The organism is Sphingomonas palmae (genome assembly GCF_900109565.1).
GTDB classification, from domain to species: domain Bacteria; phylum Pseudomonadota; class Alphaproteobacteria; order Sphingomonadales; family Sphingomonadaceae; genus Sphingomonas; species Sphingomonas palmae.
On record NZ_FNZZ01000005.1, the window covers coordinates 1 to 17939 of the forward strand.

Genomic DNA, 17939 nt, shown 5'->3' on the forward strand with positions numbered 1-17939 from the left:
CAAAACCTGCACAAATCTTACATGTGTAACGTAAGAGACATACAAGCTTCAGCTTAACTTCTAACGACCCCCAACACACCTTGAATGTGCCAGAACCCGCAAAAGCCGCCGCCCGCATGTCCCTTCATCTAAACCAACAATGTCAAAGAGCGACAAAAACACAGCGCTCAGTCCATCCCCCTACCCTCCGGTAAAGAGCCAGACCGCCGCGCCACCGTTTCCGATCACACCAGCTAGCGTCAGTAGCGCCTAGCGCCCCGCCGCTGCGGTGACACCCATCTAGGCGGGCCAACGAATACCGTCAAACGGTTTTTGCAGAAAAGTTGCAGTTTTCGCTCAAACCCGCGTCACAAGCCCCGTGAGCGCCTCGCAAGGGCACCTCACGGGCAACCCCCCCCCACTCAGTTGATCCCACCACCCAGCGATCGGTACAACTCCACCAGGTTACTCGCACCCGTCAAACGCGTCGTCACCAGCTGCTGCTCCGCCGCATACGACACACGCTGCGCGTCAAGCGACACGAGGAACGAATCCACTCCCGCACGGTAACGCGCCTCGGAAAGACGGGCGGCGACCTGCGCCGCGTTCGCACGCGCCGACTGCGCCGACACCTGCTCCCCGATCGTCCCGCGCTGCGCCAGCGCGTCGGCGACCTCACGGAACGCCGTCTGGATCGCACGCTCATAGGTCGACACCGCCACCTGCTGCGATGCGCGCGCATAATCGAGATTGCCCTTTCTCGCGCCACCATCGAACAGCGGCAGGCCAACCGAGGGCGTACCCGTGTAGGTGAAACTGCCACCACCGAAGAGGCCGGACAACGCCGTCGAGATCGTCCCGATCGTCGCCGTGAGCGAGATCCGTGGGAAGAAGGCGGCGCGCGCAGCGCCGATATTGGCGTTCTGCGCGATCAGCTGGTGCTCGGCCTGGAGCACGTCGGGACGTCGCAGCAGCACCTCGGACGACACGTTACCCGGCAGCGCGTCACGCGTGTAGGCGGTCTTCCCCAGACCCGCGGGCAGTTGCTCGCTCGGCACGGTCGTTCCGACCAGCAGGTTGAGCGCGTTCTGGTCCTGCGTGACACGAGTCGTCAGCGTCGCGATGTCGTTGCGCGCCGACTGGTAGTTCGTCTCGGCCTGTCGCGCCTCGAGCTCGGACGCGACACCGATCCGGAACTGTGCCTGGGTCAGCCGCAGCGTCTCGCCGAAGGTCTGCAGCGTGCGGCGCGAGAGCTGGAGCTGTTCCTGGTCGGAGGCGAGCGTCAGCCACGCAGTCGCGATCTCCGCGATCAGGCTGATTCGGGTCGAACGCTGCGCCTCTTCAGTCGCGAAATACTGCTCAAGCGCGGCGCGGCTGAGGTTGCGGACACGCCCGAACAGGTCGAGCTCGAAGGCCGAGAAGCCGGCGTTGACCGAGTAGAACTCGATATTCGACGAGGAGGAGCCGACCCCGGCGCCGCCGACGCCCGCGCCGGCACCACTACCACCGACACCGCCGCCCATGCCGGTCCCAGTGCCACCGCCGCCGGAGCCTCCGCCCGTCGCGCCGCCCGCGCCTGCGCCTGCACCGGCATTGGCGCCGGTCGCTCCGAAGATGTTGTTGGTATAGGTCGCGGAGCCCGACAGCGCCGTCGTCGGCACTAGGTCGGAGCGCTGGATCCGATATTGCGCGCGCGCCTGGAGCACGTTGCCGGCCGCAATCCTAAGGTCGCGGTTGTTGGCGAGCCCCGTCTCGATCACCTGCCGCAGACGCGGATCGAGGAAGAAGTCGCGCCAGCCGATCGCGGACACATCGACGGCATCGGTCGCGGCGCGCGGGTAGACACCGCCCTGCGGGAAGGCGGCCGGAACGGCGCCGGTCGGACGTTCGTACTTCGGCGCGAGATTGCACCCGGCGAGCGCGGTCGACAACGCGAGCGCGGCTAAGATGGCGGAGCGGGTCACGTCGTTCAGGCTCCCTCGACCGCGGGGCGGCCCTGGTTCGAGTCATGGTCGCGGCGTCGGTCGTCCTCGCGCCCGCGATCGGGATTGTCGGGTGCGGCAGGTTCAGCGTCGTCGCCGTGCCCGAACAGGCGCAGCACGACGACGAAGAACATCGGCACCAGGAAGATCGCGAAGACCGTCGCAGTCAACATGCCGCCGACCACCGCACGGCCGATCGCATTCTGCCCGCCTGCGCCCGCGCCGGTGGAGATCGCCAGCGGCAACACGCCGAAGATGAACGCGAGACTGGTCATCAGAATGGGACGCAGACGCAGCTTGGCCGCCTGCACTGCGGCATCGAACGGCTTCATCCCCTCCGCGATCCGTTCCTCCGCAAACTCGACGATCAGGATCGCGTTCTTCGCCGACACGCCGATCGTGGTGATCAGGCCGACCTGCAGGTAGATGTCGTTATTCAGACCCGTGATCCAGGCGGCGAACAGCGCGCCGATGATGCCGAGCGGCACGACCAGCAGCACCGAAATTGGCACCGACCAGCTTTCGTAGAGCGCTGCGAGGCACAGGAAGACGATCAGCAGCGACAGGCCGTAGAGCGCCGGCGCTTGCCCGCCCGACAGCTGTTCCTCGTACGACAGGCCGGTCCACTCGAGCGTCGTGCCCGGCGGCAGCTTGGCGTGGATTTCCTGCAACGCCTCCATCGCCGCGCCCGTGCTCTTGCCGGGCGCTGGCGAACCCTGGATCTGCATCGCGGGCTGACCATTGTAGCGCGTCAGCTGCACCGGCGCATTCGACCATTCCTGCGTCGTGAAGGCGTTGAAGGGCACCATCTGGCCGGTCGTGCTGCGCACGTAGAGCGCACCGATGTCCTCCGGCTTCAACCGGTACGGCGCATCGTTCTGCACGTAGACGCGCTTCACGCGACCGCGGTCGATGAAGTCGTTGACGTAGCCGCCACCCCAGGCGGTCGCAATCGTGCTGTTGACCGTCGCCAGATCGAGGTTGAGCGCGCGCGCCTTGTCCTCGTCTACCACGACCTTCAGCTGCGGCGCGTCGTCGAGGCTGAGCGGGCGGACCTGCGCCAGCGCGGGGTTTTGCGCCGCCATGCCCAGCATCATGTTGCGAATTTCGAGCAGCTTCGCGTGCCCGACCCCGCCGGTATCGACCAGCTGCGCGTCGAAGCCGGTCGCGTTGCCCAGTTCCTGCACCGCGGGGGGGGATCAGCGCGAAGATCATCCCGTCCTTGTACTGCGAGAACGTTCCCATCGCGCGGCCGACGATCGCCTGCGCGCGGTTCTCGGCGCCCGGGCGATCCTCCCACGGTTTCAGGTTGACGAAGGCGAGGCCCGCATTCTGCCCCTGCCCCGCGAAGCTGAACCCGTTGACGGTGAAGATGCCCGCCACGTTTGCAGCCTCGTCCTTGAGGAAGTGGTCGCGGACGAGGTCGAGGCCCTTGTCGGTGCGCGCCGTTGTCGCACCAGCGGGACCCTGAACGAGCGCCAGAACCGTTCCCTGGTCCTCGTCGGGCAGGAAGCCCGAGGGCAAGGTCGCGAACAGGCCACCGACGCCGAGCACGATGACCGCGAACACGACCATCGAGCGCTTCCAGCTACGCACCGTCCGCTTGACGCCATTCTCGTACTTGTTCTGCCCGCGCTCGAACTTGTCGTTGAACCAGCGGAAGAAGCGCGCGAGCGGGCCGTTGCCTTCCTGCTTCTTGGGATCGTGCGGCTTCAGGATCGTGGCGCAGAGCGCGGGGGTCAGGATCAGCGCGACCAGCACCGACAGCACCATCGCCGAGACGATCGTGATCGAGAACTGTCGATAGATCACGCCGGTCGAGCCGCCGAAGAACGCCATCGGCAGGAACACCGCCGACAGCACCATGCCAATGCCGATCAGCGCGCCCGAGATCTCGTCCATCGACTTGCGCGCGGCATCCTTGGGCGAGAGATGCTCGTCGACGATCAGGCGCTCGACGTTCTCCACCACCACGATCGCATCGTCGACCAGCAGGCCGATCGCGAGCACCGTGCCGAACAGCGTCAGTGTGTTGATCGTGTATCCCGCGAGTGCCAGCACGCCGAAGGTGCCGAGCAGCACCACCGGCACCGCGATCGTCGGGATGATCGTCGCGCGCCAGTTCTGCAGGAACAGGAACATGACGAGGAAGACGAGCACCACCGCCTCAACGAGCGTGTGGATCACCTGCTCGACCGAAAGGCGCACGAACGGCGTGGTGTCGTAAGGGTAGATGACCTTGACGTCGGCGGGCAGCGTCTTGGCGATCTCCGCCGTGCGCTCCTTGACCGCCTGAACAGTGTCGAGCGCGTTCGCACCGGCGGCGAGGCGCACGCCGAAGCCCGACGCGGGCTTGCCGTTATACCTGACGTCGAAGCCGTAATTCTCGGCCCCGAGCTCGACACGCGCGACGTCGCGCAGGCGCACGATCGCACCGTCCTGGTTGGTCTTCAGGCGGATGTTGCCGAACTGCTCGGGCGTCTGGAGCCGCGACTGGACCGAGACGGTCGCGTTCAGCATCTGGTCCTTGGGCGCGGGCTGCGCACCCAATTGCCCGGCGGAGACCTGCGCGTTCTGCGCCTCGACCGCGCTCGTCACGTCGGCGATGGTCAGCTGGTAGCTGTTGAGCTTTAATGGATCGAGCCAGATGCGCATCGCGTACTGCGCGCCGAAGATCTGGAGCTCACCGACGCCGCTGACGCGGCTGATCGGGTCCTGGATCTTCGAGTTGATCATGTCGGCCAGGTCGTTCGCGCTGTGCGAACCGTCCTCGGACACCAGACCGACGACCACCAGGAAGCTCGCCGCGGACTTGGTGACCTGGATACCCTGGCGCTGGACTTCCTGCGGCAGCAGCGGGGTCGCCGCCTGCAGCTTGTTCTGTACCTGCACCTGCGCGATGTCGGGGTCGGTGCCCTGCTCGAAGGTCAGCGTGATCGTCACCGTGCCCGCCGACGACGACGAGGACGAGAAATAGCGCAGGTTGTCGATGCCCTTCAGCTGCTGCTCGATGACCTGCGTCGTCGTGCGTTCCAGCGTTTCGGCATCTGCACCCGGATAGGTCGCGGCGATCGCGACCGCGGGCGGCGCGATCTCGGGAAACTGCGCGACCGGCAGGCTGCGGATCGCGAGCACGCCCGCGAGCATCAGCACGATCGCGATCACCCACGCGAAGATGGGCCGATCGATGAAATAGCGTGACATGAGCGGTTACTTCGCTTCCTGCTGCGGCTGGCCGGCATTCCCACCGCCCTGACCACTACCTTGCGCGCCGCTGGGCTGACCCGCGGACTTCGCGTTCGGGTTCCACGCGACCGCCTTCACCGGCATGCCGGGGCGCAGCATCATGCCGCCCTCGACGATCACCTTCTCGCCCGACTTCAATCCGGCAGTGACCAGCCAGTTGTCGCCGATCGTACGCGGCGCAGTCAGCTTGCGCATCTGCACCTTGTTGTCGGCACCCACGACCATCACGGTCGGATTGCCCTTCTCGTCACGCTGCACCGCGCGTTGCGGGACCAACAATGCGTCGCCCTGCGTACCCTCGATCAGCTCGGCGCGGACGTACATGCCCGGCAGCAGCAGCCCACGCGGGTTGGGAAAGCGCGCGCGGATCGTCTGCGTGCCGGTGGCAGGATCGACGCTCACGTCGGTGAACTGGAGCGTTCCCTCGATCGGGTAGACCGAGCCGTCCTCGAGCCGCAGCTGCACGCGCGCCGCTTGACCGCCGCGCGACAGGTCGCCCGCCGCGATCTTCTGACGGAGCGCGAGCAAATCCGCGCTCGACTGCGGCACGTCGACGTAGATTGGGTCGAGCCGCTGGATCGTGGTGAGCGGATCGGTCTGCCCCGCGGTCACCAGCGCACCCGTGGTCGCGATCGAGCGGCCGATCCGGCCCGAGATCGGCGCGCGCACGGTGGTGCGCGACAGGTCGATCTGCGCCGAACGCAATGCGGCCTGCTGCGCCGCCACGTCGGCGCGCGCCTGCGCCGCCGAGGTGATCGCGTTCTCGTAATCCTGCTTCGCTATCGCGTTGATCTTGACCAGCTCGCCGTAGCGACGCTGGAGTGCCGCGCTCGAGGCGATCGCCGATTGCGCGCGGGCGAGCGCGGCGCGCGCGCTGGCGACCTGCGTCACGTAAGGCTGCGGATCGATGCGATAGAGCGGCTGGCCCTTGGTCACTTGGTCACCCTCGGTGAACAGCCGCGCGAGGATCAGGCCGTTGACCTGCGGACGCACTTCCGAGGTTTCATAGGCCACCGTGCGGCCGGGCAGCACGGTGGTGAGCGTCACCGCCTCGCTCTTGACCGCGACCACGCCGACCTGCGGCGGTCCGGCGGGCTGCTGCTGCGCCTGCTCCTTGCCACCCCCGCACGCGGCGAGCGGCGCCACCAGCATCGCGGCGGCCGCGAAACGATTGATCAGCATGGACTTCCCGGAAAAAATGTGTGAATGAACGATCACTCACGAATGCTGCTACTGCGAACGAGCGCCAGCGTCAATATGGGAAGGAGATGATGAGCAGGACCGAAGCGGCGTGCGCGCCGTTGCCCCGCAACGAGAAAGCAAACGCACGCCGATCGCAGGTGATCCAGGCCGCGCGAAAATTGTTCGCGGAGGCCGGGTTCCACAACACCGGCATGGCGCAGATCTCGAAGGAGTCGGGCGTGCTCGTCGGGCAGATCTACCGCGATTTCGCCAACAAGGAGGCGATCGTCGCGGCGATGGTCGAGCAGGACCTCGACGAGTTCCTGTACGACGGCGTGCTCTGTAACGCGTGCGCGACGGGTGACCACGCCGCGGTGCGCGCGTGGATCGCCGATTTCGTCACCTGCGAAGAGGTCGAGGACGCGCGCATCTTCGCCGAGATCACTGCGGAGGCGGCGCGCAACGAGCGCATCGCCGCGATCTTCCACATGATCGATCAGCGACTCCGCCAGCAACTGGTGCTCGCGCTGCGGATCATCGCCGCCGCGCACGTCGACGACGAACGGCTGGTCACCGTCGCCAACATGATTTTGACGGTTTCGTCAGGCGTCATGCAGCGCCGCGTGCTGTGGCCCGGGCAGGCCGACCGTGCGGTATTCGCGCCGCTGCTCGCGTGCATCGACGCGCAGATCGACGCCTTGTGCGACGACGAAGCCACGGTTGCCGCGTGCGCGTGAAGCCGCCGATCGGGCGCGACACGCGGCTGTGCATGTCGCTCGCCGCGCGACCGGGCAACTTCGGCTCGCGGTTTCACAACCGGCTCTACGAGCGGCTCGGGCTCGACTATGCCTACAAGGCGTTCACCACCAATGATCTGGACGGCGCAATGCGTGGTATACGCGCGCTCGGCATACGCGGATGCGCAGTGTCGATGCCGTTCAAGGAAGCGGTGATCCCGCTGCTCGATAGCCTCGCAGGCTCCGCCGCGACGATCGACAGCGTCAACACGATCGTCAACGACGACGGACGGCTGACCGGGTACAACACTGACTACAGCGCGATGCGCGACCTGCTCGATCGCGCCGGCGTCGCCCCCGAGCTGCCGTTCAGCCTGCGTGGATCGGGCGGCATGGCGAAAGCGGTCGCGGCGGCGCTGCGTGATCGTGGGCATCGGCGCGGCACGGTCGTAGCGCGCAATGCGGACAAGGGCCGCGCGCTTGCCAACACCTACGGCTTCGACTGGCAGGTTGAGGTTGGCGACGGCGCCGCGGTGCTCGTCAACGCGACGCCGATTGGCATGAGCGGCGGCGATGAAACCGCGCTCGCCTTTACTCCCCACGTGATCGCGCGCAGCGCGGTCGCGATCGAAGTAGTGGCGCTGCCGGCCGAAACGCCGTTCCTGCGGGCGGCGCGGGCAGCGGGAAAGGTGACGATCGCGGGCGCCGACATTGCGGTGCTGCAGGCGCTGGAGCAATTCGTGCTCTACACCGGCGTGCGCCCCGGCGACGACGACATCGCCCACGCCGCCGCGTTCGCGCGCGGAGAGGTCGACTAGGCCAGACGTTTGCGCGCCAAGCGGCCAATCGCCAGCCAGCGCGCGTGCTCCTCCTGCGCATCGGCGAGTGCGCGGTGCGCGGGCGGCTCATCCTTCCCTCGCGGTTCGCTCTGTTCGAGCACCTCGGCGACGGCGGACGCCAGTGCGTTGCCCGACAAGGCCTGCGAGAGGATCGCGTGCGCGCGTTCGCGGTGCGCGTCGTCGCTGTCGCGCAGCCGCAGGCTGTGGCGCGGCAGCTTGGCCGCGCGCAGCAGCGCGCTCAACCACTTGCCGTCCCACGACGGCGCGCTCGCCAGCAGGTCGTGTCCGGAGAGTTCGGCAACCATGCGCCGCGCGACCGCCGCGTGATCCTGGCCCTGCTGCTCGAGTTCGGCACGCGCGATGCCGTGGATCGCCTCCGCCGCATCGTCCCAATCGTCCCAGGCGGGCGCGGGGCGGATCAGGTGAGCCTCGCTGCGGCCGTCCTCGAACACCCAGGCGACCTCGATCGGGTAACTCCGCTTGGACAGCGAGGAGGCTTCGAAATCGATAAATGCCAGCATGGCGCCTTCAACGCAGTAGGGGGCGGATCGGACCCGCGCGCTGGGTGTTCACCGCTCCTATCCCGCAGGAGCGACACGCATGATCGATCTGAACACCGCCAGCGCCGACGAACTCGACACCGTGCCGATGCTCGCCGGGCACGGCGCGGAGATCGTCCGCTACCGCGAGGAACGCGGCGGCTTCACGGAGCTGAGGCAGCTGAACGAAGTCCCGGGTCTCGCGCAAAAGGCCGACGGCGCGGAGGAGTATCTCTCGGTCGGGTGACGCCGCTTTTCCCGCGCAGCCGGATTGCGCCGTGCGGTGCAGACGGTAAGTTGCTGGCGAGAGAGGGAATATCACTTGCCACAGCCAAGCCGTAAACTGACCCGCCTGCTCGCCGCAGGCCTGATGCTCGCGACAGTCACTCCCGCGCTCGCGCAGGAGAAGACGACCACCACGGTCGAGAAGAAGACCGACGACGGCACCAAGCTGCCGCCGCTGCCGGCCGACCGCACGATCGCGCAGAGCGTGCGTGTCGGCGGGCGCGTGCTGAATTACCGTGCGACCGTCGGCACGCTGCCGGTGCGCGACGAGAGCGGCAAGGAGATCGGACAGGTCGTCTACACCGCGTACACGGTGCCCGGGCGCGATCCGGCGCGCCCCGTCACCTTCGCGTTCAACGGCGGGCCGGGCGCGGCATCGGTGTACCTCAACATGGGCGCGGTCGGCCCCAAGCGGGTGCAGTTCGGCGCGCAGGGAGACGCGCCCTCGGACGCGCCGATCGCCAGCGACAATCCCAACACCTGGCTCGATTTCACCGACCTGGTCTTCATCGACCCCATCGGCACCGGGTTCAGCCGCAGCCTGGTAGGCGAGGACGAGACGAAAAAGGCGTTCTACGCCAACGATCCCGACATCAAATACCTGTCCAAGGTCGTCTACGACTGGCTGGTCAAGGAAGGCCGGCTGCGCAGTCCGAAGTACGTGATGGGTGAGAGTTACGGCGGATACCGCGCGCCGCGCATCGCCTATGAACTGCAATCGCAGATCGGCGTCGGAATCAACGGCCTCATCATGGTGTCGCCGTATCTCGACCCGGCGTCGGGCGACGACGCGACCGCGCTGTCGCCGTTGCCGTGGATGATTGACCTGCCGTCGATGGCGGCGGCGAACCTGGAGCGGCAGGGCCGGCTGACCCCGGCGGCAATGCAGGCGGTGGAGGATTACACCCGCGGCGACTTCGCGCGCGACCTGCTGCGCGGGCGGTCGGACCCGCAGGCGACGGGACGCATCGTGAGCCGTGTCACGCAATTGACCGGGCTCGATCCCGCGCTGGTCCAGCGGCTGGGCGGGCGTGTCGACAGCCGCACGTATCTGCGCGAAGTGCACAGGAGCGAGGGCACGATCGGCAGCGTCTACGATTCAAACGTCACCGCGTTCGACCCCTTCCCCTGGTCGCCGAGTCAGCAGTCGAACGATCCGATCCTCGACGCGCTGATCGCGCCGACAACGAGCGCGATGGTCGATTTCGTCACGCGCGAGGTCGGCTGGAAGACCGACGCGCGCTACAATGCGCTGTCCTACGCGGTGAATGCGGCGTGGAACCGCGGCAAGCCCGCCGATACGCCCGTCACCGACCTGCGCAAGGCGATCGCCAACGATCCCAAGATGCGCGTCATGATCGTCCACGGCTGGGACGACCTGTCATGCCCGTTCTTCGCCTCCCGCCTGATCGTCGATCAGATGCCCGCCTTCGGGCAGGCCGAGCGCGTCGCGCTGAAGGTCTATCCGGGCGGGCACATGTTCTACAGCCGCAACGACAGCGGTGCAGCGTTCAAGAACGACGCGCGGGCGCTGTATCGCAAATGAGCGGGGCGACGCCGCGCGCGTCGCCCCTCACGTGTTTATCAGCGCTGCCCGCAGATAACCGGGCCGGGCGGCGCGCTGGCGACGCGAATGCCCGATACGTCGATGCCCGCCGCGCCGGTCGCCGCGATCACCGCCGAACGCGTAATCCGCGCCATGTCGACCCCCTGATCGGCGAAGCAGCGTAGCGGCACCGCCAGTTCAGTCCAGTCACTGCCGGCGTTGCGGAGCACGCCGGTAATCGGAACGGTGGCACTGCGTCCGCCGGCCATGCCGAGCGTAACGGTCCCCGTCGGTGCACGGGTGACGCGATAGTCGAGGATCAGGCTCAACTGCCCATTCGACTCGCGCGACAGGTCGATCGGCTGCGCCTGCTCGACCGCGAGTTCGCCGGCGCCGGCAAAGGTCAGTCGCACGCTGTCCTCCTGCGCCTGGCGATCGACGCGCGCCTGCGTCACCGCGCCGCTGGTCCGGAACGACGCGCCGGGGGCGAGCCGCCCGCGTACGAACAGCGCGTTCTGGTCGCCGCCCGCGTTCGCCGGCCGCGCTTCGTCGAGCTTGGATACCTGCCCGCCCTTCGCGTAGGACAGGCCGTAGCCGAACGCGAACAGCGGGTCGTAATTCGGATCGCGCCTATTAAGCACGTACTGGTCGAGCCGCTTCGGCCAAGAGAACGACAGCGTTCCGCGGAAATCGGCGCGGGGCTTGCCGTCGCGCCCCGCCACCAGCAGGTCGGCGACGCCGCCGCCCTCGGTCCCTGGCAGCCAGGCAGCGACGAAGGCGTCGGACGCGTTCAGCTCCGGGTTCACCCACAACGGCCGGCCCGACAGGAACACCGACACCGTCGGCACGCCCGCGGCCTTCAAGCGACGCAGCAGTTGCAGGCTCGACTTGTCGTCGGGGCTGAATTCCAGCGTCGGGCGGTCGCCGGAGAATTCGGCATAAGGCGTTTCGCCAAACACGACGATCGCGACATCGGGTTTGGCGGTGTACTTGCCATCCGCGGACAAGATGGCGGTGCCCCCCGCCGCGCGCACGGCCTCCGACAGCCCGCCCCAGATCGATTGCGCATTGGGGAAGTTGGCGTTGGTGACGCCGGTGCCCTGCCACGTGATCGACCAGCCGCCCGCCTGCTGCCCTATGTTGTCGGCACCCGCGCCCGCGACCAGCACGTTCGCGCCGGCCTTGATCGGCAGCACGCCGTTGTTCTTGAGCAGCACGAGCGACTCGCGCACGGCCTGACGTGCCAGCGCGCGGTGCTCGGCGCTGCCGAGCAGGTCGAACTTGCCCGCGAACGGTCGTGACGAAGGGCGCCCCGCCTCGAACGTACCGGCGAGCACCTTGACGCGCAGGATGCGGCGCACCGCGTCGTTGAGGCGTGCCGCCGGGATAATCCCCGCCTTCGCCTCGCGCAGCGTGTTGGCGTACAGCTCCTTCCACTTCGGACCCGAGTACATGAACATGTCGAGCCCGGCGTTGATTGCCGCCGCGCAATCCTCGTTGGTGCAGCCCGGCACCTGCCCGTGCGCGTTCCAGTCGCCGACCGCGAAGCCGTCGAACCCCCAACGTTCCTTGAGCACGCCGGTCAGCAGCGACTTGTTGCCCGTCAGCTTGGTGCCGTTCCAGCTCGAGAAGCTGGGCATCACGGTCAACGCACCCGCGGGCAGCGCGGTCATGTAGCCCGCGGCATGGACGTCGCGCAGCGTTTGCTCGCTGACGCGCGTGTCGCCCTGATCGCGCCCGCCGGTACCGCCGTCGCCGAGGAAATGCTTCACCGAGGAGATGACGTGGCCCGGGCGCATGAAGTCGCCTCCCACCCGGCCCTGAATACCCTCAACCATCGCGCCGGCGTAGGAGGCGACGAGCGACGGGTCTTCCGAATAGCTCTCGTAAGTGCGCCCCCAGCGATCGTCCTGCACCACAGCGACGGTCGGCGCGAAGCTCCAGTCGATGCCGGTCGCCGCGGTCTCCGCCGCGGTCGCGGCACCGATGCGGCGGACGAGCTCGGGATCGCGCATCGCGCCCAGGCCGATGTTATGCGGAAAAAGCGTCGCGCCGACGATGTTGTTGTCGCCGTGCACCGCGTCGGTGCCCCAGATGACCGGCACGACCGGCCGCCCGTCGCTCCGCTTCACCGACGCATCGTAGAAGGCGTCGAACAGCTTCAACCACTCGGGCGCGGGCGCGAACTCGTCGTTATTGGGGGCCGAATTGCCGCCGTTCAGGATCGAGCCGAGCTTGTACGTCTCCAGATCCTTGGGGCTGATCGAGGCGATGTCGACCTGCAGCAGCTGCCCGACCTTGTCCTCCACGCTCATGCGCCGCAGCATGGCGTCGACGCGTGCCTCGACCTTGGGGTCGCGCTGACGCTTCATCGCGAGCGCGGGCCATTGATCGGGGTGCGCGGTCGCCGACGCGCTGACCGCCGGACCCGCTCCCTGCGCCGACAATCCCGCCGCACTTGCCAGCAACGCCGCCGCGACGCCGATCCTGATCGTCCTCATGCTTCCTCCCCATGCGCCACGCGCGACCTCGTTTGGACGAGCCCTAATCGGCGCTCCGGACGGTCACAAGCGGGTCAAGGTCGCACATCGACGGCAGAGATCGGCTTCGCATCCAAGAGCGCCATCGACTGCCGTGAGTGCGGTGCCGCTCGAAATCACGCCAGCCACGTAAACTTACATGGATTAGGAAACGAAATCCCGTGCCGGAGGTTCTCTGCTTTGGGGTAGCAGTGTTTCTGCATGGCCAACCGGTTATGGCGCTGCGTGACGAACAGTCAGATGAAAGAAAACATGTCGAAATCCGATTTGGGCGCGCTCTCGCTGTCGCGCCGCGGCGTGCTGGCCGGCGGCGCTGCCACTGCCGCGATGACGAGCGCGCCTGCTGCGATCGCGCAGGCAGCGGCGTCGTCACCGATGACACCGGCCGAGCCCGCGCCGATGATGCCGGTGTCGTTCGAGGTCAACGGCCAGCGCGAGGACCTGACGCTCGACACGCGCACCACGCTGCTCGACGCGTTGCGCGAGCATCTGCATATGACCGGCACCAAGAAGGGTTGCGACCACGGCCAGTGCGGCGCCTGCACCGTGATGGTCAATGGCGTGCGGATCAATTCCTGCCTCTCCCTCGCGGTGCAGCACCAAGGCGATAAGGTGACGACCATCGAGGGACTCGGCACGCCCGACAAGCTCCACCCGATGCAGGCCGCCTTCATCAAGCATGACGGCTATCAATGCGGTTACTGCACGCCGGGGCAAATCTGCTCTGCGGTCGCGGTGCTCGACGAGATCAAGCGCGGCGTTCCCAGCCACGTCCAGGCGGACGTGTCGGCGCGCCCGCAGGCGACCAACATGGAGCTGCGCGAGCGGATGAGTGGTAACATTTGTCGCTGCGGCGCTTATTCCAACATCGCCGAGGCAATGGGCGAAGTCGCGGGGGTGCGGGCATGAAGGCGTTCACCTACGAGCGCGCGAAGGATGCGCGAGGAGCGGCGCAGGCAGCGGCGCGGCCGGGCGCGAAGTTCCTAGCGGGCGGAACCAACCTGCTCGACCTGATGAAGATCGAGGTCGAAACGCCGACGCATCTGATCGACGTGCAGGACCTGGGCTTCGACAAGATCGAGAAGACGGCGGAAGGCGGGCTGCGGATCGGTGCGCTCGTCACCAACACCGACCTCGCCGCCGACGAGCGGGTACGGCGCGACTATAGTGTGCTGACGCGCGCGATCGTCGCTGGCGCCAGCGGACAATTGCGCAACAAGGCGTCGACCGCGGGCAATCTGCTCCAGCGGACGCGCTGCCCGTATTTCTACGACACCAACATGGCGTGTAACAAGCGCAAGCCGGGGTCGGGCTGCGCCGCGATCGGCGGCTATTCGCGCCAGCTTGGACTGATCGGCGTGTCGGACAAGTGCATCGCGACCTTCCCCGGCGACATGGCGGTCGCGATGCGCGTGCTCGACGCCTATGTCGAGACGATCGACCCGGCCGGACAGCGCCGCGCGATCCCGATGGCCGACTTCCACCGTTTGTGGGGCGACCATCCCGAGCAGGACACGGTGCTGAAATCCGGTGAGCTGATCACCGCGGTAACGCTGCCGAAGCCGATCGGCGGCAAGCATTTCTACGAAAAGGTGCGCGACCGCGCCTCCTACGCCTATGCGCTCGTCTCGGTGGCGGCGGTGATCCAGCCTGATGGCACGGGCCGCGTCGCCTTCGGCGGCGTCGCACCGCGTCCGTGGCGGGTCGAGGCAGCCGAAGCGCTTCTGCCGCAAGGTGCCGCCGCGGTCACCGCGCGCGCGTTCCAGGGCGCGACCCCGACGAAGGACAACGCCTTCAAGCTGCCGCTAGCGACCCGCGCGCTCGCTTCCGTCATCGCGCAATCCAAGGCATAAAGTCATGAAGTTCGACACACCCGCCGGGCAGAACCCGATCGATCGGATGCAAGTCGTCGGCCGCGCGATGAACCGCATCGACGGCCCGCTAAAGACCACTGGCACCGCACCCTACGCCTACGAACATCATGCCGAGGTGCCGAACGCCGCCTACGGCTATCTCGTCCCCGCCGCGATCGCGAAGGGTCGGATCGCGAGCATCGACACGCGCGCGGCAAAGGCGGCGCCGGGGGTTCTCGCGATCGTCACCGCCCAGAATGCCGGGCCGCTCGGCAAGGGCGACAAGAACACCGTCAAATTGCTCGCCGGCCCCGACGTCGATCATTATCACCAGGCCGTCGCGGTCGTCGTCGCCGAGACGTTCGAACAGGCGCGCGCGGCCGCCGGGCTGGTTCGCGTCGATTACGCGCGCGGCGCGGCGCAGTTCGACCTCGATCAGGCGCTGAAAACTGCGCCGCTGACCGGCGGGTCAAGCGGCGAAGGCAGCGGCGCGCCGGCGGTCGACCGCGTCGGCAAGTTCGAACAGGCGTTCGCCGCCGCAGCCGTGACGCTCGACCAAACCTACTCGACCCCCGACCACAGCCACGCGATGATGGAGCCGTTCGCCTCGATCGCGGCGTGGAACGGCGACGAACTGACACTGTGGACCTCGAACCAGATGATCAACTGGGGACACGAGGACCTCGCCAAAACGCTGGGGATGCCAAAGGAGAAAATCCGCTTCATGTCGCCCTACGTCGGCGGCGGGTTCGGCGGAAAGCTGTTCCTGCGCACCGACGCAGTGATGGCTGCGCTCGGTGCCAAGGCAGCGGGGCGTCCGGTCAAGCTGGCGCTGTCGCGCCCCGTGATCGCCAATAACACGACGCACCGACCGGCGACGCGCCAGCGCATCCGCATCGGGGCACAGAAAGACGGCACGATCACCGCGATCGCGCACGAGAGCGGGTCGGGCGACCAGCCCGGCGGCAGCCCGGAAACCGCGGTCAACCAGACTAAGTTGCTCTACGCGGGCGCCAATCGCATGATCTCAATGCGGCTCGCGGTGCTCAACCTGCCCGAAGGCAATGCGATGCGCGCGCCGGGCGAGGCGCCCGGCATGATGGCGCTCGAGATCGCGATGGACGAAATGGCCGAGAAGCTGGGCATGGACCCGATCGCGTTCCGCATTAAGAACGACACCCAGGTCGATCCCGAGAAGCCCGAGCGGCGCTTCTCGCAGCGCGAGCTGGTGCGCTGTTTGAACGAGGGCGCGCAACGCTTCGGCTGGTCGCGCCGCAACGCCAAGCCGGGTCAGGTGCGCGACGGCAAGTGGCTGGTCGGCATGGGCGTGGCGTCGGCGTTCCGCAACCACATGAACATGCCCTCGGCCGCGCGTGTGCGCCTCGGGCAGGACGGCGTCGTGACGGTGGAAACCGACATGACCGATATCGGCACCGGCAGCTACACGATCATCGCGCAGACCGCGGCCGAAATGATGGGCGTGCCCGTGGAGGCCGTCGTCGTGAAGCTGGGCAGCTCGGCCTATCCCGTCTCGGCGGGCTCGGGCGGGCAGTTCGGCGCGGCGAATTCGACCGCGGGCGTCTACGCCGCCTGCGTCAAGCTGCGCGAGCAGGTGGCGCAGCGGCTCGGGTTCAACTCCGCCGACGCAGTGTTCCAGGGCAGCAAGGTCACCAGCGGCAATCGCGCGGCCGACCTCAAGCAGGCGGCGCAGGGCGGCGAGCTGGTCGGCGAGGACAAGATCGAGTTCGGCAAGCTGGGCAAGGAGTACCAGCTCTCCACCTTCGGCGCGCATTTCGTCGAGGTCGGCGTCGACGCCTATACCGGCGCGACGCGGCTCCGGCGGATGCTGGCGGTGTGCGCGGCCGGGCGGATCATCAACCCGAAGTCGGCGCGCAGCCAGGTGATCGGCGCGATGACGATGGGCGTCGGCTCGGCGCTGATGGAGGAGCTCGCGGTCGACACGCGCTTCGGCCTGTTCATCAACCACGACCTCGCGCTCTACGAAGTGCCGGTCCACGCCGACATTCCGCATCAGGAGGTCGTGTTCCTGCCCGAGGTGGACGACAAGGCCAATCCGATGAAAGCGAAGGGCGTCGGCGAACTGGGACTATGCGGCGTCGGTGCGGCGGTCGCCAACGCGATCTACAACGCGACGGGCGTGCGCGTGCGCGATTACCCGATCACGCTCGACAAGCATCTGGATAAACTGCCCGCGGTGGCGTGATGAACAGCGGGGAGGTGCCGTGCCTCCCCGACGACCCTTCCGCTAAACCGCCCCTACCCCGCCGCGAGCTGGTCGCGCGCGATACGTTGCAGCGCGCTCGCCTGTTCGCGTGACAGGCCGAGCGTGTCGGCGGCCTGCTCGCCGGGGCCAAGCGTCGTCGGATCGAGGCCGGTGACGCGGCCGAACACCACCAGCGCCTCCAGATAATAGCCCGCGGTGCTGGCGTGATACTGGTCGAAACTCCACAGATCGATCTGACCGTAGTTTACTCCGTCATAGGGATTCGGATCGGCGACGCCGGTTGTGAAGGCGCGGTTCCACGCCTGCCCGACCGGCAGCACGCCCGTGACGAGCGGATTGACCGCGCGCGCCCGGTCGGCGGCGGCGCGCAGGTCGAGTGCCATCAGCGTGATCGGCTTGTTCGACCACGGACCACCCGGCGTGCGATACACCTGATCGGCGCGCGACCAGGTCGCGGTCAGCTGTATCTGTACCTGCGGGTTCGCACGCGCGAACAGTCGCGACAGCCGCGCGACATCGTTGATATAGGCGCGCGGATCGCCGGGCCGATCGGGATCGAGCGTGCTATATTCCTGCAGCACAACCACGTCCCACGCGCGGTCGAACAGCCGCCGGCGCTTCTCGTAGTGGAAGCCGAGCGTCCTGCCACCCTGCACTTCCAGGCTGACCTGATAGTCGAGCCCGGCCTGCAGCGTGAACGCCTTGAACAGGGCAGGCACCCCGCCATAGCGCGCGCCGTTCAGGTCGGTGACCGTGTCCGCGCGCCAGTTGCGCACCGGCGAGTTGGCGCCGAAGGTAAAGCTGTTGCCGATGAACAGGATCGTGCGTGTCGCGCGCGTTGAGGCGACCGGCGGTGGCGTGACACTGCGCTGCGCCGTGGCAGAACCGACCGCCGCGACGGTCGCCAACGCTGACGCAACCGCGCCCCACATCCACCTTGTCATGTCACCCCCGTATCGCAGCACA

At 67.4% G+C, this 17939-nt stretch carries 12 protein-coding genes and 1 pseudogene; 7 read left to right on the forward strand and 6 right to left on the reverse strand.

Translation table 11 applies throughout. From position 1 onward, the window contains the following. Positions 1-401: 401 nt before the first annotated feature. The 3 genes and pseudogenes from BMW51_RS12380 to BMW51_RS12390 form a co-directional block, all read right to left on the reverse strand. Complete coding sequence (locus tag BMW51_RS12380) at positions 402-1943, reverse strand: efflux transporter outer membrane subunit (protein WP_425440995.1); 1542 nt, start codon at positions 1941-1943, stop codon at positions 402-404. Between the two features lie 5 nt (positions 1944-1948). Then, a pseudogene (locus BMW51_RS12385) lies at positions 1949-5165 on the reverse strand (efflux RND transporter permease subunit). 6 nt (positions 5166-5171) lie between these two features. Beyond that, a complete protein-coding gene (locus tag BMW51_RS12390; protein ID WP_093006918.1) occupies positions 5172-6389 on the reverse strand; it encodes an efflux RND transporter periplasmic adaptor subunit in 1218 nt (405 codons plus the stop codon). Between the two features lie 89 nt (positions 6390-6478). Between BMW51_RS12390 and BMW51_RS12395 the strand changes: the two genes are divergently transcribed. After that, entirely contained in the window at positions 6479-7126 is a 648-nt protein-coding gene (locus BMW51_RS12395) for a TetR/AcrR family transcriptional regulator (protein WP_177171662.1), read from the forward strand. Next, positions 7117-7944 carry a shikimate 5-dehydrogenase gene (locus BMW51_RS12400; RefSeq protein ID WP_093006922.1) on the forward strand — a complete coding sequence of 276 codons (828 nt, stop codon included), beginning with the start codon at positions 7117-7119 and terminating at the stop codon, positions 7942-7944. The genes BMW51_RS12395 and BMW51_RS12400 overlap by 10 nt, the downstream gene beginning before the upstream one ends. Here the strand turns inward: BMW51_RS12400 and BMW51_RS12405 are convergent. Continuing rightward, complete coding sequence (locus BMW51_RS12405) at positions 7941-8486, reverse strand: 3'-5' exonuclease (RefSeq protein WP_093006924.1); 546 nt, start codon at positions 8484-8486, stop codon at positions 7941-7943. The two genes, BMW51_RS12400 and BMW51_RS12405, sit on opposite strands and share 4 nt — an antisense overlap. Positions 8487-8565: 79 nt before the next feature. Here BMW51_RS12405 and BMW51_RS12410 point away from each other — a divergent pair, with 79 nt between their 5' ends. Both BMW51_RS12410 and BMW51_RS12415 read left to right on the forward strand, forming a co-directional pair. After that, the gene (locus BMW51_RS12410) at positions 8566-8751 is read left to right on the forward strand and encodes a helix-hairpin-helix domain-containing protein (RefSeq protein ID WP_093006926.1); all 186 of its coding nucleotides are present in this window, start codon (positions 8566-8568) and stop codon (positions 8749-8751) included. Positions 8752-8874: 123 nt separating this feature from the next. Continuing rightward, positions 8875-10335, forward strand: a complete 1461-nt coding sequence (locus BMW51_RS12415) for a S10 family peptidase (RefSeq protein WP_093006928.1) — start codon at positions 8875-8877, stop codon at positions 10333-10335. A gap of 38 nt (positions 10336-10373) precedes the next feature. Here BMW51_RS12415 and BMW51_RS12420 read toward each other — a convergent pair whose 3' ends face one another. Then, positions 10374-12836 (reverse strand): glycoside hydrolase family 3 protein, encoded by a 2463-nt coding sequence (locus BMW51_RS12420; RefSeq protein ID WP_093006930.1) that lies wholly within the window; start codon positions 12834-12836, stop codon positions 10374-10376. A 291-nt stretch (positions 12837-13127) separates the two neighbouring features. Between BMW51_RS12420 and paoA the strand changes: the two genes are divergently transcribed. Genes paoA through paoC form a run of 3 tightly spaced genes read left to right on the forward strand, consistent with a single transcriptional unit; the run spans position 13128 to position 16952 of the window. Then, positions 13128-13784: an aldehyde dehydrogenase iron-sulfur subunit PaoA gene (gene paoA, locus BMW51_RS12425; RefSeq protein ID WP_093007261.1), complete on the forward strand. Its 657-nt coding sequence runs from the start codon at positions 13128-13130 to the stop codon at positions 13782-13784. Further along, entirely contained in the window at positions 13781-14728 is a 948-nt protein-coding gene (locus BMW51_RS12430; protein ID WP_093006932.1) for an FAD binding domain-containing protein, read from the forward strand. Before paoA ends, BMW51_RS12430 begins: the two co-directional genes overlap by 4 nt. 4 nt (positions 14729-14732) lie before the next feature. Next, entirely contained in the window at positions 14733-16952 is a 2220-nt protein-coding gene (paoC, locus tag BMW51_RS12435) for an aldehyde oxidoreductase molybdenum-binding subunit PaoC (protein WP_093006934.1), read from the forward strand. 53 nt (positions 16953-17005) lie between these two features. On the opposite strand, the gene BMW51_RS12440 is transcribed toward paoC, so the two are convergent. After that, positions 17006-17917, reverse strand: coding sequence for a PEP-CTERM sorting domain-containing protein (locus tag BMW51_RS12440; protein ID WP_093006936.1), 912 nt, complete (start codon positions 17915-17917; stop codon positions 17006-17008). Positions 17918-17939 lie beyond the last annotated feature (22 nt).